A 14,314-nucleotide genomic window follows, 5' to 3' on the forward strand; every position below is an offset into this window, starting at 1 on the left:
TTCCGCGGTCCCAAGTCGCTCCGGGTGGTATGGGATGCCTGATTGGCAGGGCTTCGTTTCCCTGGTGCCGCCGCCTCCCTGGTACTACTCCGGCGATCTTCTGACAATCGAGTATCGAACCGATCCCGGGAAAGTGGCGGCCCTTCTGCCGGACCCGCTCGAGCTTGCCGGAGAAGACCCCGGAGCGGTCGCGGCGATCTGGGCGGACTGGCAGTCCTGCTCGGGGAGCTTCGAGGAGCTCCTCGATCCGGTCCGTTCGCAATATAAAGAGTGCTTCTACGTCGTCCGCTGCCGCTACCGGGGCGAAACGTACTCTCGCTGCGTCGATATCTGGGTCGACAAGGACTTCTCCCTGGTGAGGGGCTACCATCAGGGCTATCCGAAGAAACTCGGGGAGATCTGGATGACCCGCCCGGTCACGGTCGGCCGCGCCGGACCGCGCCTCGAGCCAGGCGGTCGATTCGGCGCGAGCCTCTCCGCCGGCGGTCGGCGGATCCTGGACGCAGAGTTGATACTCACCGGTCCCAGTGAAACCGGCGGCTTCGTGAACGCACACGCCATGTTGCATCACCGCATTCTGCCGGCCATCGAGTCGGACGGTCCCAATGCTCTTCACGAGATCGTGACGATGAGGGGGGAGGACGTCGACCTCGGGCCTGCTTACCGGGGAGAGGCAGAGCTTCATCAGCACCACCCGTTTCTCGAGCCGAAAGAGATACTCGCAGGGTATTGGAGGAGCGTCGGAGTCACGTGGAAGGGAGGCACCACGCTGGAGCGTCATCATGGGTGAGGTCGTCGGCGCCGGGCTCTTGTCTCATGCACCGACGATCATGCTTCCCCAAGAGACCCGATACGAGCTCAACGAAGGCAAGGAGATCAGTCTCGTCCCCGGCCTGAGACGCCTGCGTGGCGAGGTCCTGGACCGGCTTCGCGCCGATACCTTCGTCATATTCGACACGCACTGGTTCAGCACCGTCGAGCACCTCGTGGCTTCGCACGCACACCGCTCGGGCAAGTTCACGTCCGATGAGCTTCCGCGCGGCATGTGTCAAGTGCCCTATGACTACGACGGAGACCCGGAGCTCGCGACCCTCACGGCTGAGATTGCGAACGAACAGGGCACGCGCAGTTTCGCGGTCGACGATCCGTGTCTTCCCCTGCACTACCCCACGATCAATCTCGTCACCTATCTCCATGCGGGCGAGCGTGTCGTCTCGGTGAGCATCGCGCAGACGGGTGAGCCTCACGACTTCCTTGCGTTCGGCGCCGCGCTCGGGCGAGCCATCGAGAAGCTCGATCGCCGCGTCGTGCTGATGGCATCCGGCGGCATGAGCCATCGTTTCTGGCCTCTCGGTGAGCTCGAGAAGCACGAGTCGTCGGATCCGATCCACATCCGGACTCCTGAAGCGCGCTCCGCGGACGAGAGTCGCATCGCTCTCATGGAAAAGGGCGATCACGCACGCATTATCGCGACGATGGACGACTACCTCCCCTTCTCACCTGAGGGACAGTTCGGGCACTACTTGATGATGGTGGGAGCTCTCGGTGGCGGCGATTGCATCGCGCCCGGCAAGCGATTCTCCGAGTACGAGAACGCGACCGGGACCGGACAAGTGCACGTCTGGTTCGAGCGGCCCGAGGCGGGCTGGATGGGAAGGAGCAGGAATCGATGAAGAAAGCCCTTGTCGTCGTCGCGGCAGTGCTCGCGACGGCGCCGTACTCCGCCTCGCAGACGTTGCGCATTACCTTGCTCGGTACCGGAAATCCCCGTCCGACGATGGAGCGCTTCGGTCCCTCCGTTCTCGTCGAAGCCGACGAAACCTCGATCGTCATCGACGTCGGACGGGGCGCCATTCAACGCCTATTCCAGATCGGAAGCGCGGAGCAGATCCGCGCCGTCGATTTGATTCTGTTCACCCACCTCCATTCCGACCACGTCGTGGGCTTTCCCGATCTCTGGCTCACGGGATGGATCTTCGGTCGCGATCGGCCCCTATCCGTCCTCGGCCCGCCGGGAACGCAGGCGATGTGCGACCACCTCGAGAAGGCCTTCGCTTTCGACAAGAGCGTTCGCAGCGGAGACGAGGGCTATCATGCCGATGGAATCGTTCTCGAAGTCCGTGACGTCGAGCCGAGCGTCATCCTCGATCGCGACGGGCTGAAGATCACCGCCTTCGCTGTCGATCATGGGGGCGGTGTGGTGCCCTCCTACGGGTACCGGGTCGATTTCCACGGTCGCTCGGCGGCGTTCTCGGGAGATACGCGGTACTACGAGCCCATCGTCGAGCACGCCCGGGGCGTGGACGTTCTGGTGCACGAGGTCATCAGCCCCGAGGTCGAGCTTCGCCGGGCGAAGGTCGTCGGCCCTGGTACCGTCGAGCGCGTCATCGCGCACCACGCGAGCCCCGAGCAAGTCGGCAGCATTTTCGCGAAGGTGAGACCCCGGCTCGCCGTTTACTCGCACATCGTCCCGTCGCCCGCGCTCGCCGAGGATCTGATCCCGCCCACGCGAAAGACGTACGATGGGCCGCTCGCCGTGGGCTACGACCTGATGCAGATCGAGATTGGCGATACGATCGAAGTTCACCCGAGGCGGACGGTCGGCGACCAGTGACACCGGAATGCGGATCCTGCACGTCGCCGACCGACTGACGGATCGAGGCGGCGCTTATCACTATCCATTTGCTCTCATCGGGCGACAGATAGAGAAGCATGACGTCGAGCTCATCGCAGGAAGCCGCGAGCCCGGCGTTGCGGCACCGTGTCCTGCCCGCGTGAAGAGTTCACGCATCAAGGCGACCAATTCGGGTGATGTGATTGCAGTCCCACTGATAAGATACCGCTGTCGTGAAAAAAGCCCCGGAGCTCACGCCGGCCGAGCGATTCCGCATCGCGCTCGATCTCTTCGATGACGGAGTCCGTCTCATGCGGCAGAACCTCAAACGGGAGCATCCGGACGCGAGTGAGCAGCAGATCGAGGAGCGACTCCGGGCCTGGCTCCGTCACCGGCCTGGCGCGGAGGACGGCGACTGCCCCGGGCGCCGACTCGACTGGCCGCTGAATAGACGGTGAGCTTTCTGGAGCCGGCCCTTCGGCGCCTGTGTGGTGAGCTCGAGAAGGCCGGGGTTGGGCTTCTCCCTGATCGGAAGGCTCGCCGTCTCGGTGCGCTCCGAACCGCGCTTTACCCGCGACGTTTTTCCCGAAACCACACTTCTATGGGGAGATTTCAGCCGATGGGACCCACGGTGACGCGATACAACTATCTGTAGGCTTGCGTCAAGGTAAAGACCAGTCCTCCATCGGCAATCCGCCGATGAGCTCGAAATCCTGCGTGTTCCGTGTCACGATGATCCCCTCGACCGATTGAACCGTTGCCGCGATTCGCAGATCCATCGTTCCGACGGAACCGTGCTGACGGCGGAGGGTCCCGTAGATCTCAGCGGCCTTCTGATCGAAATCAAGGATCCGAATCGCACAGAAGAATTCCAGCATTTCCCGAAGTCGTCGGTATGCGACTTCGAGTCGCTCGGGCGTGTTCGCACGACGGACCACGGTTAGGCGACCTCGGAGTTGCTCTTCGTACGTAACGATCGAAGTAGCAACCGCTTCTTCCGGAATGTCTCCGAACCGCTCTACGACGTTTCGATCGCCGCGTTGGAGGAGAGTGATGTGGTCCGTATCGAGGACGAACGGTCCCATCAGGACGCGGGCTCGCTCGCGTCTGTTTCCTGGCGGTAGGACTGCATCGCTTCGACAAACTCGTCGAACGTCTCGTCGTCCGCCCACATACCGGCGAAATCACGCAGCGAGGGAGTCTGCGACACCGTTTCGACTTCAATCTTCACGAGCTCCGCTTCGGAGACGAACTCTGCTACAGCGTCGCGCGCTCGTTCGATCGCTTCGGCACGGGAGGCGGCCTTCACGGTGCAGTTCGGAAAGCCGACAACGGTCGCCGTGAAACGGTTTCCCGTCTTCTTGACGAACACGTTGTAAGTCAGTTTCCTAGGTGTGCTTTCGATTGGCATCGATCTTTCCTATCCGAACACCATTCTACCCATGCAGGGGAGAGGACTCAAAGCCGCAACGTCTACGTCGGTCACGATGGAAACGGCTATCGGAGGACGGACATACGCGTGGCGCGGACGTCGTGATCACAGTGGGGGACGGTGATGCCCGAGTCGAGGGGCTCGTTCATGCCCTGCAACGGGAAGGTTACGCGGTTCTCTCCATCGTGACCGCCAACTCGAATCGATGCTCGACGAGTTGGTGGCAGACAGGGAATAAAAGCTCGTCACACTCGGCGCGGTGGCAATCAGATCGCGATGACGGTCAAGATTTCCTCGAGGCCGGCGAAGTCGTCGGGGTTTCTCGTGTAGAGCGGCAGACCGTTGGCCGCGGCGGTGGCGGCGATCAGTAGATCGGCGAAGCGGGTTCGGCTGGAACGTCCGGCTGCTCTCGCGGCAGCGAAGACCAGGCCATAGGTTCTAGCCGCTTCGGAATCGAAAGGTAGTGGATTCCATGTCGACGCCGCCCATTGGAGCCGGTCCTGGCGTCGCGCCTTCTCCTGCGCGTCGGGAGTGGCGTGGGGCCCGCCAGCCAATTCGGCAAGGGTCACTGCTGTGATCGCCGATTCATCGGGGAGAAGGGCAGGGTCGACTACATCATGGTCCACGACCACCGAAGTATCGAGCAACCCCTTCGTCGGCTCAACCATCGACGGACTGGTCTACGACGGCATCGAGATCGGCCCGAAACCTTCGTGCGTCGACCCGAGGGGCACGTCGTCCAGCCTCCAGGATCGCGACCCGCGGCACGAATCTGCGAGGTGGAATGGGTCGGAGCTCCGCGACCGGGACTCCGTTGCGCGTGACGACGATCGTCTGTCCCGCCTGGACTTCGCGCAGTACGGCGCCAGAGTCATTCCGCAGCTCTCTCTGCGTGATGGTTCTACTCATATCCCAATGTAGCACATGTAGCATTTGGTGGCAAAGGGGGGGGCAGCGGCCCATCGATTCCGTGTCTTGAGCGGGCCGAGACGGTGTAACTCATTGTCAAGAATGCATGCCCCCGTCGGCGAGAACACTATAATGAGACTGTTTGAATAATTATGCCGGTGGAGCCCGAGGAACTCTCGTACCCCACCCAAAACAGCAGATGACGAGTCCGCGACAGATGGGGCGCCTCCAGGTGGTGCCCGTTTTCCTCGTCACTCTCGGTCTTTGTGGAAGCGCCCTCTCCTGGGACGAGGTCGATGGACCTCCGCCTCCGGCACCGCCAGCGGTCGTGGCGAGGGACGCGGAAGGCCGCGTGACGGTCCGGGCGACCCGGATCCGAGAGCCCGTGATCATCGACGGCGAGCTCGACGACCCCGTCTACCATGAGGTCGAGGCGATCGCCGGGTTCGTTCAGCAGGAGCCGCACGAGGGCGCGCCCGCGACCGAAAAGACGGAAGTCTGGATGCTCTTCGACTCCGACAACGTCTACGTCTCCGCCCGCTGCTGGGACAGCCATCCGGAGCGCATGGTGGGCAACGAGATGAGGCGCGATCATCAGTCGCTCTCGCGAAACGAGAATTTCGGGGTCGCCTTCGACACGTTTCACGATCGGCGGAATTCCTTCATGTTCCACGTCAACCTTCTCGGCGGGTTGACCGATGCGCTCGCCGTGGACGAGCGGAACGTGAACAAGGACTGGAACACCATCTGGAATGCTCGCACGGCACGCTTCGACAATGGCTGGACCGTCGAGATGGCCATCCCTTTCAAGTCCCTTCGATTCCGAACCGGCGACCAGCAGATCTGGGGTGTCAACTTTCGGCGGATCGTACAGTGGAAGAACGAAGTTTCGTACCTCACGCCGATTCCGGCGTCCTACGATCTGCGCGGCCTGGTCAAGGTCTCCTCGGCGGCGAATCTCGTGGGCCTCGAGCCCGCGGTGGCGCGCAATCTCGAGATCAAGCCATACGGCATCACCACCGTCCGCACCGACCGGATCGCCGAGCCGGCCATCGAGAACGACCTCGGGGCCGACGCGGGCTTCGACGTCAAGTACGGGCTCACGCGAAGCCTCGTGGCGGACGTGACGGTGAACACGGACTTCGCCCAGGTGGAGGACGACGAGCTCCAGGTCAATTTGACGCGTTTCGACATCCAGTTTCCGGAAAAGAGGGAGTTCTTCCTCGAGGGGCAGGGTGTCTTCGCCTTTGGCAACGCCGGCTTTGGTGGAGGCGGCGGCGGTGGAGGCGGTGGTCCTCCCAGCAACACGCCGGTGCTCTTCTTCAGTCGCCGCATCGGTATTTCCGACTACGGAGAAGTTCCGATCCGTGCCGGCGCCCGCGTGACCGGGAAGATAGGGAGCTACACCCTGGGCGCTCTCAACATCCATACCGATGGCCTAGACGGCACGGGTATCGAGCCGACGGGCTTTTCGGTGTTCCGCCTCAAGCGGGATGTTTTTCGCAAGAGTCAGGTGGGGATGATCCTCACCCACCGCTCCCAATCGGTCGTGTCGGACGGATCCAATCAGGCATTCGGCGTCGACGCGAGCTTCGGGCTTTCCGACAGCCTCGTGGTCGGCGGTTACTATGCGGCGACGCACACCCCCGAGCTCTCGGGAGGCGAAGACAGAAGCTATCGAGGCATCTTCGATTACAACTCGGATCTCTACGGGGCACGAGTCAGCCACACGCTGGTAGGTGAGAACTTCAACCCGGAGATTGGCTTCCTCCGGCGAGAGGATTTTCGCGAGACCGTCGGGAAATTCCGACTGAGCCGTCGAAGGCCGGGCGGGGTGGAGTGGATCCGCAAGGTCAGTCTCGAGCCTGGCATCGAGTACGTCGCCGACACCCTCGGCAGACTCGAGAGCCGCCAGGCGCAGATGACCTTTCGGATGGAGATCGAGAACGGGGACGAGTGGAGCGTCGACTACGAGAAGAATTTCGAGTTCCTTCCCGAGCCGTTCGAGATCGCTCCCGGTGTCATCCTTCCGGTCGACGAATATCGGTTCGATAACGTGAGGCTCGCCTATCGGCTGGGACCGCAGCGCAAAGTCTCGGGTCGGGTCTCGGCCGAGCTCGGGGGCTTCTACGATGGCACTCGGAGAGAAATCGGTTATGAAGGCCGGATCGAGACCTCGCCTCGTCTCGGCATCGAGCCGAACGTCTCGGTGAATCGGGTGAGTCTCCCCGAGGGAGATTTCACCGCCACGCTGCTCGGTGGCCGGGTTACGTTCAACATGTCGCCCAGAATGTCCCTGAGCGCGCTCGTTCAATACGCCTCTCTCGATAGCGAGGTGCTGACCAACGTGCGCTTTCGCTGGGAATATCTCCCCGGTAGCGACTTCTTCGTGGTCTATAGCGACGGCCGAACCACGGCGCTCGACGATCCGCTCTATCTTCAGAGTCGCAGCTTCGCGGTGAAGCTGACCCGCCTCGTCCGTTTCTGAGCCCGCGCCGTGGAAGTCGAAGCATTCGACAATCAAGGATCCTCTGTTCGAGAATGCTAGAAGCGGAGACCGAATTGGCCTTCTTATATTCAACCCGTCTCCAGCGCGGAGCCCCGATTTGACTCCATTCGGGCAGTCGATGCGTTCGCTCTCGCAGGACGGGTTTCGATCGACCCTGGTCGCCCTCGTGGTTGTAGTCGTCTTGATGGCGGTCTGGGGCGCCTGGTTCTTCTTTGCCGAGGTCTCCATCTATGCCGCGACCGACCAGGCGCGCTTGGAGGTCGACCAGGAGGTCCATCCGATCCATGCGTCGACCGGGGGCCGGGTGATCAGCAGCAACATGGTTCTCGGACGCAAGGTCACAGAGGGCGAGCTACTCGTGGAGCTCGATTCGGAGTCGGTTCGTCATCAGATGGACGAGGCGCAAGCGGAGATGGCGGCGCTCCGGGAACAGAGCATCAAGCTGGAAGATGAGATGCGCGCACAAGAGCAGGCGCTCGAGGAGGCCGTTCGAGGCGAGAGCTCGGCGCTCGACGAGGCCAGCTCGCTCAGCGACGAGGCCGAAGCGGCGGCTCGACTGGCGGAAGAAGAGGCGGCCCGGCTCGCTCGCATGCAAGACGAGGGTTTGCTTCCCGAGGCCGAACGCCGGCGCGCCGCTGCCGAAGCCGAGCAGCGACGCTCGGCGGCGGAGGCGCAGCAGCGAGCCGTGAAGCGGCTGGAGATGGATCGTCGATTCGCGCAAAGCGAAAAACGCGCACTCCTCGCCGAGCTCGAGCGACGCGCGGCCGAGCTTCGTGGCCGGGTGTCCAGCCTCGAGGCGCAGACGGCTCGCCTCGCGCACGATCTCGAGCAGCACCGCATCCGCGCGCCCGTCGCCGGCCGCCTGGGCGAAGTGATCCCATTTCGAATCGGCGCGGTCATCCCCGTCGGCGAGCGTCTCGGGTCGGTCGTTCCGCCGGGAGAGGTCAAGGTGGTCGCCGAATATCGCCCGCCGGAAGCGCTCGGCCGGGTGAAGCCCGGTCAGCCGGGGCGGCTTCGGCTCGAAGGATTCCCCTGGGTGCAGTACGGCACCGTCAGCGCGACGGTGGCGCGAGTGGCCGAGGAGACCGGCAACGGACGAATTCGGGTCGAGCTCGACGTTCACGGGGGACCCGATGTTCCGATTCCGTTAGAGCACGGACTTCCGGGCACGCTCGAAGTCGAGGTGGAGAAGATCACTCCGGCGGCTCTCGTGTTGCGTGCGGCGGGGCGCGCCTGGTCCCGGCCCGCGGACTCGACCGCGATTCCGCCCGGAGTGGAAATGCCGTCCTATCCCGAGCCGTGATCCCTGGGCCCCCTCGTTGAATCGTCGCTGGATCGTTCCCGAAGTCGTTCAGAGCTCGGCCCTCGACTGCGGTCCTGCCGCACTGAAGAGCCTCTTCGAAGGGCACGGGATCTCGATGAGCTACGGTCGACTGCGGGAAGCGTGCCAGACCGACGTGGACGGAACTTCCATCGATACCCTGGAGGAAGTCGCCGGACAGCTCGGTCTTCGGGCCGAGCAGATCCTCGTGCCTGCCGAGCATTTGCTTCTCGAAGAAGCGAATGCACTTCCGGCCGTTCTCGTCGTCCGGGCGCCCAACAACAGCACGCATTTCATCGTGGTATGGAGCCGGTTCGCGGGACTGGTGCAGCTGATGGATCCCGCCGTGGGGCGCCGGTGGGTGAGCCCATCGCAGCTCGATCGGGAGCTCTACGAGCACGTCATGCCCGTTCCCGCAGCGGCCTGGAGCGAGTGGGCCCGTTCGGCGGAAGCCTCCGCGTGCTGGCGAAGGAGGCTTCTGGATCTCGGAGTCTCGACGGAAAGAGCCGAGGCGCTGGTCAGTCGAGCCAAGGAAACGCCCGGGTGGCTCGGGCTCGCCTCGCTCGACGCGGCCGCGCGGGCCGTCTCGTCCATGGTCCGCTCGCGCGGCGTCCGTAAAGGAAAGGGTGCGGCTCGAGCGGTCGAGAGCCTCTTCGATGTTGCCCGAAGACCGGGCCTTGATCCATCGCAGGCCATTCCCACGCCATACTGGTCCGTCAGAGCCGGCTCCTCGCCGAACGGCTCGTCGCCGACGGAAGAAACCGTCCTCGTGCGAGGTGCGGTCCTGGTACGCGTACGCGGAAGGATGCAACCTTCCGATCGCAAGAAGGTGCCTCCGCGCATCTCTCCCGAGCTCCGGGCAGCGAGACAAGAGCGGCCGATCCAACCGGGCCGCGAGCTCTTGAAGATGCTTCGCGCCGATGGCGTCCTGAAACCCACCGCTCTCATCGCGGCCTTGTTCGCCGCCGCGTCGGCGGTGGTGCTCGAGGCGGTGCTGTTCCGCTCGCTTCTCGAGCTCACACCCCTTTTGGAGTTATCGGGACAACGCATGACCGCCCTCGGTGCGGTGGTCGCGCTCATGATGCTTCTCGCCCTGGTGGAGCTCGTGATAGCGCGAGGTCAGCTTCAGCTTGGCCGCAGAATGGAAGCGCGGTTGCGCATCGCGTTCCAGGACAAGATCACCAAGCTCGGAGACCGTTACTTCCGAAGCCGGTTGACCTCGGACATGGCGGAGCGGAATCACAGCCTTTACCGTCTGAGGCAGGTCCCGGTTCTCGGCGGACGCCTGGTACGATCCACCTTCGAGCTTCTCCTGACCGCGGTCGGGATCATCTGGCTCGATTGGGAGCTCGCCCCGATGGCGCTTTTGGCCGCCGCTCTCGCCCTGGGTATACCGCTCATCGCACAACCGATCCTCCAGGAGAGGGATTTGCGCGTTCGGAGCCACCTGGCAGGACTGGGTCGATTCACCCTGGACGCGCTGCTCGGACTCGTTCCGCTCCGCGTACATGGTGCGGAGCGCTCACTCCGTCGTGAGCACGAGGCCCTTCTATCGCAATGGGCGCGAGCGCGGCTGAAGCTGCAAGGCGCGGCGGTCACTCTCGAAGCAACGCAGTTTTTCGTCGGCTACGCGCTCGCGGTTCTCCTGGTGTTCCAGCACGTCGGACGCGGCGCGGAGATCGGACTCTTGTTGCTGCTCGCTTACTGGGCACTCAACCTCCCCGTGCTCGGCCTCGAGGTGGCGCAGCTCGCGCGCAGGTATCCCGAGCACCGAAACGTCACGCTGCGAACCCTCGAGCCCCTGAACGCGCCCGAGGAGCAAACCGTGCCGGGCTCCGCGGGGCCAGATGGGACCCAGCGAACGAAGCCACCCGGCGTTTCGATCCGCATGCAGGACGTGAGCGTTCAGCTGGGAGGCCACCGAGTCCTCGAAGGCTTGGAGCTGTCCATCGAGCGGGGCAGCCACGTGGCGCTCGTCGGCGCTTCGGGCGCCGGCAAGACGACCTTTCTCGGGCTTCTTCTCGGGTGGCATCGTGCGTTCCGAGGGACGATTTTCGTAGACGATGAGGTCCTCGACGGAAGAAAGCTTCTCGAGCTTCGAGCGCAGACAGCCTGGGTGGATCCTGCCGTTCAGCTTTGGAACCGCTCGTTGCTAGACAATTTGCGCTACGGCGCAACCCTCGATGGAGACCTGGGTCTCGCTCGTGTGGTGGAACAGGCCAACCTCCGACCGGTGCTCGAGATGCTTCCGCAGGGGCATCAGACGTTCCTGGGAGAAGGGGGCGGTCTCGTGTCCGGTGGCGAGGGCCAGCGCGTGCGCCTCGCCCGCGCGATGCTGCGCTCCGGAGTGCGGCTTGCGGTTCTGGACGAGCCCTTTCGGGGTCTCGACCGCCCGCAGCGGATCGAGCTTCTTTCCCGCGCGCGCGAGCTCTGGCGCTCGGCGACGCTCATTTGCGCTACTCACGACGTCGGCGAAACACGCACGTTCGACCGGGTTCTCGTGATGAGCGGTGGGCGCATCGTAGAGGATGGCGGCCCCGGGGAACTGCTCGAGCGGCCCGGATCCTTCTATCAGGAAATGCTCCGTTCCGAAGAGGAAGCAAGAGCGCTCTGGCGCCGCGTTCCCTGGCGCCGGGTTCGCTTGGAACGGGGTCGAGCCTTCGAGAGCGAGGCGCCTCCATGACGGCGTGGGCAGACACCATCGTTTGGTCGAAAGACCGGTTGGGCGATGGCATCGAGGCTCTCGCGCGCGCCAGCGGTCTTGCACGCCGCCGCGTGACGGCGGGAGCGCCGGAGAAGGGACTGGATCGGGAGGAGCTGAGCGATTGGATTGTTTCCACGGCGAGTTGGCTCGGTCTGGAGGCCGAGCCGGTCGAGCTCCTCTATCGCGACGCGGATTCGTTTCTCCGCGCTTCGGGTCCCTCCGTCGTGCGCTTGCCAGGTGACAGCGGCTTCCTGCTCCTTCTTCGTCCGTCGAGGCGAACGAACCGCAGACACGTGCGAGTGCTCGGGAACGACCATGCGGAGCAATCCCTCTCCATCGACGCGCTGAAGGCGCTCCTCGGCCGACGCTTCGAGTCCTCGGCGAGTACCGGGGTTGACGAGATGCTATCCCAGGTCGGCCTTTCCGGAGTCCGGCTCCGGACGATGCGCGAAGCGCTCCTGCAGGAGCGATTGAGCCGGGAGCGGGTTGGCGATGGCTGGCTTCTTCGGCTGTCTCCGGGGAGCTCGTTCGCGGAGCAAGCGTTCAAAGCGAGGCTGCCCCAGAATCTGCTGCTCTTCGTCGGTGCTTACACGATCGATTACCTGCTCTGGGTGCTCTCCTGGTGGCTGCTCGCTCAGGGAGCGCTCGAGGGTCGGTTGGACTGGGGGTGGCTGCTGGCGTGGGCGCTCCTCTTCGTTACGATGCTCCCCTTTCGCATGACCGCAACCTGGTTCGAGGGACGTTTCGCCGTGGGAGCGGGTGGGCTTCTGAAACAGAGGCTCGTTCACGGTGCGTTGCGTCTCGAGCCGGAAGAGGTTCGGCGGGACGGTGTGGGACACCACCTGGGACGGGTGATCGAGTCCGAGGCGGTCGAAACTCTTGCGCTCTCCGGAGGGTTTCTCTCCGTCGCCGCCACGATCGAGCTCGTCGTTGCCGGTGTCATTCTTTCCGCCGGCGCCGGCGGACTGGTGCATACGCTTCTGCTGGTCGGATGGCTCGCCGTGGCATCGCTTCTGGGATGGCGCTATGTCCGGTCGCGCATCAGCTGGACCCAGGAGAGGCTATCGATGAGCCATGAGCTCATCGAGCGTATGGTGGGACACCGCACCCGGCTCGCCCAGCTTCAACCGGCTGAGTGGCACGAAGACGAGGATCGGGCGCTGACACGCTACCTCGATTCGTCGCGCGCGATGGATCGGGACGCGGCCTTTCTCGCCGTGGTGCCGCGGGGCTGGCTCGCGCTCGGCCTCCTGGGTCTCGGCCCTGCTTTCGTATCCGGCGAGGCGAGCCTGGGTCTCGTCGCCGCCGGCCTCGGCGGTACGATTCTCGCTCAGCGCGCGCTCAAGAAGCTGGTCGACGGGTTCTCCTTTGCCACCGGCGCCGCGATCGCCTGGCGGCAGGTGGCGTTCTTGTTTCGCGCCGCGGCGCGCGATGAGCCTGCCGGTGATCCGACCTTGCGGTTTCGCAAGCGCACCCCGGCGGCGATCGTCAACGAGAAGGAGCCCAATGGGCGTCCGATTCTCGAGGCGACCGATCTCGTGTTCCGCTACGCAACCCGTGCCGAGCCCGTTCTTCGCGGATGTAGCTTGCAGGTCAATCAAGGAGACCGCGTGCTGGTGGAATCGCCATCCGGCGGCGGCAAGTCCACTCTCGTCTCGCTTTTGAACGGGCTGCGGGCCGCCGACTCCGGGTTGCTGCTCCTGCACGGACTCGACCGGCGGAGTCTGGGTCCGGAAGGCTGGGCGAGGACGATCGCCTGCGCGCCTCAGTTTCACGAGAATCACGTCATCACCGAGACATTCGCATTCAACTTGCTGATGGGACGCCGCTGGCCTCCGCACGCGAAGGATATGGAAGAGGCCGAATCGCTTTGTCGCGAGCTCGGGCTCGGAGAGCTCCTCGATCACATGCCAGCGGGCATGCTCCAGATGGTGGGCGAGTCCGGCTGGCAGCTATCTCACGGTGAGCGAATGCGCCTTTTCACCGCGCGCGCCTTGCTTCAGGATTCCGAGATCGTGATCCTGGACGAAAGCTTGTCGGCCCTCGACCCCGACAACCTTCGCCGCGCACTCGCGTGCGTCCTCGAGCGCGCTCCTACTTTGGTCCTTGTCGCTCATCCTTGAGCCGACCAATCTCCAGAAAGGAGGAGGTGTAGTCATGGCGATCACGCCGTATCTCTACTACCAAGACGTTGACGGTACCCTGAAGTTCCTGGCCAAGGCATTTGGGTTTCGCCAATACGGTGCGAAGGTACGCGGACCGGATGGCAAGACGAACCACGCCGCGATGAAGATGGGCAAAGGTATCATCATGATGGGACGGCCGGCGTCCGCCTACCGCAATCCCAGGCAAATCGGTCAAGCGACGCAAAGCCTCTACGTCGACGTCGCCGACGTCGACAAGCACTTTCGGCGCGCTCAAAAGGCCGGTGCATCGATCCTGGAGGAACCAACCGATACAGAGTACGGGCATCGGCGTTATGGTGCGAAAGATCCCGAAGGCCATGAGTGGTACTTCGCACACGCCGTTCGGCCGCGTCGAGCGCAAAAAAAGAAGAGTGCGAGAGCCCCGCGCAAGGAATTGACGAAGAAAGCGCGCGCCACGTAGGCGAGTAGACTGAACCGCGCGTGACTCACCGTCTCACGGAGCCAATCATGATTGTCTGCGCGCTGCTGTACCTGCGTATCCTCCAGGCGCAGCAGGCTTCGTCAGATTGGCTCATCGTGCCAGGCGAAAGAGTCGGCCGGATCACGGCAACGACTTCGGAAAGCGAGCTCGAGTCGTTCTTCGGGGCGGACAACGTAGAGCCGGTGGACGTGCACATC

General features: G+C 63.8%; 13 protein-coding genes. 9 read left to right on the forward strand and 4 right to left on the reverse strand.

Annotation, left to right across the window (positions count from 1 at the left end; all coding sequences use genetic code 11):
• Positions 1-34: 34 nt before the first annotated feature.
• The 4 genes from VEK15_20765 (at position 35) to VEK15_20780 (ending at position 3,072) form a co-directional block, all read left to right on the forward strand.
• Positions 35-790 carry an acetoacetate decarboxylase family protein gene (locus VEK15_20765; protein ID HXV63144.1) on the forward strand — a complete coding sequence of 252 codons (756 nt, stop codon included), beginning with the start codon at positions 35-37 and terminating at the stop codon, positions 788-790.
• Complete coding sequence (locus tag VEK15_20770; protein HXV63145.1) at positions 783-1,673, forward strand: catechol 1,2-dioxygenase; 891 nt, start codon at positions 783-785, stop codon at positions 1,671-1,673. Before VEK15_20765 ends, VEK15_20770 begins: the two co-directional genes overlap by 8 nt.
• Positions 1,670-2,614, forward strand: a complete 945-nt coding sequence (locus tag VEK15_20775; GenBank protein HXV63146.1) for an MBL fold metallo-hydrolase — start codon at positions 1,670-1,672, stop codon at positions 2,612-2,614. The genes VEK15_20770 and VEK15_20775 overlap by 4 nt, the downstream gene beginning before the upstream one ends.
• A gap of 233 nt (positions 2,615-2,847) precedes the next feature.
• Positions 2,848-3,072 (forward strand): hypothetical protein, encoded by a 225-nt coding sequence (locus tag VEK15_20780; protein ID HXV63147.1) that lies wholly within the window; start codon positions 2,848-2,850, stop codon positions 3,070-3,072.
• Between the two features lie 204 nt (positions 3,073-3,276).
• Here VEK15_20780 and VEK15_20785 read toward each other — a convergent pair whose 3' ends face one another.
• From VEK15_20785 to VEK15_20800, 4 genes are all read right to left on the reverse strand, one after another.
• Positions 3,277-3,699, reverse strand: a complete 423-nt coding sequence (locus VEK15_20785) for a type II toxin-antitoxin system VapC family toxin (protein ID HXV63148.1) — start codon at positions 3,697-3,699, stop codon at positions 3,277-3,279.
• On the reverse strand, positions 3,699-4,025 hold the full coding sequence (locus tag VEK15_20790; protein HXV63149.1) for a type II toxin-antitoxin system HicB family antitoxin: 327 nt from the start codon (positions 4,023-4,025) through the stop codon (positions 3,699-3,701). Before VEK15_20790 ends, VEK15_20785 begins: the two co-directional genes overlap by 1 nt.
• 287 nt (positions 4,026-4,312) lie before the next feature.
• The gene (locus tag VEK15_20795) at positions 4,313-4,714 is read right to left on the reverse strand and encodes a type II toxin-antitoxin system VapC family toxin (GenBank protein ID HXV63150.1); all 402 of its coding nucleotides are present in this window, start codon (positions 4,712-4,714) and stop codon (positions 4,313-4,315) included.
• On the reverse strand, positions 4,707-4,955 hold the full coding sequence (locus tag VEK15_20800; protein ID HXV63151.1) for a type II toxin-antitoxin system prevent-host-death family antitoxin: 249 nt from the start codon (positions 4,953-4,955) through the stop codon (positions 4,707-4,709). Before VEK15_20800 ends, VEK15_20795 begins: the two co-directional genes overlap by 8 nt.
• Positions 4,956-5,154: 199 nt before the next feature.
• On the opposite strand from VEK15_20800, the gene VEK15_20805 reads away from it, so the two are divergent.
• The 5 genes from VEK15_20805 to VEK15_20825 all read left to right on the forward strand — a co-directional run bounded on the left by VEK15_20805 (position 5,155) and on the right by VEK15_20825 (position 14,096).
• Entirely contained in the window at positions 5,155-7,443 is a 2,289-nt protein-coding gene (locus VEK15_20805) for a DUF5916 domain-containing protein (protein HXV63152.1), read from the forward strand.
• Between the two features lie 139 nt (positions 7,444-7,582).
• The gene (locus tag VEK15_20810; protein ID HXV63153.1) at positions 7,583-8,767 is read left to right on the forward strand and encodes an HlyD family efflux transporter periplasmic adaptor subunit; all 1,185 of its coding nucleotides are present in this window, start codon (positions 7,583-7,585) and stop codon (positions 8,765-8,767) included.
• Positions 8,768-8,783: 16 nt separating this feature from the next.
• Positions 8,784-11,468 (forward strand): cysteine peptidase family C39 domain-containing protein, encoded by a 2,685-nt coding sequence (locus VEK15_20815; protein ID HXV63154.1) that lies wholly within the window; start codon positions 8,784-8,786, stop codon positions 11,466-11,468.
• The gene (locus tag VEK15_20820) at positions 11,465-13,612 is read left to right on the forward strand and encodes an ABC transporter ATP-binding protein (protein HXV63155.1); all 2,148 of its coding nucleotides are present in this window, start codon (positions 11,465-11,467) and stop codon (positions 13,610-13,612) included. Before VEK15_20815 ends, VEK15_20820 begins: the two co-directional genes overlap by 4 nt.
• 34 nt (positions 13,613-13,646) lie before the next feature.
• Positions 13,647-14,096 carry a VOC family protein gene (locus tag VEK15_20825; GenBank protein ID HXV63156.1) on the forward strand — a complete coding sequence of 150 codons (450 nt, stop codon included), beginning with the start codon at positions 13,647-13,649 and terminating at the stop codon, positions 14,094-14,096.
• Positions 14,097-14,314: the final 218 nt, after the last annotated feature.

Source organism: Vicinamibacteria bacterium, from assembly GCA_035620555.1.
Taxonomy (GTDB): domain Bacteria; phylum Acidobacteriota; class Vicinamibacteria; order Marinacidobacterales; family SMYC01; genus DASPGQ01.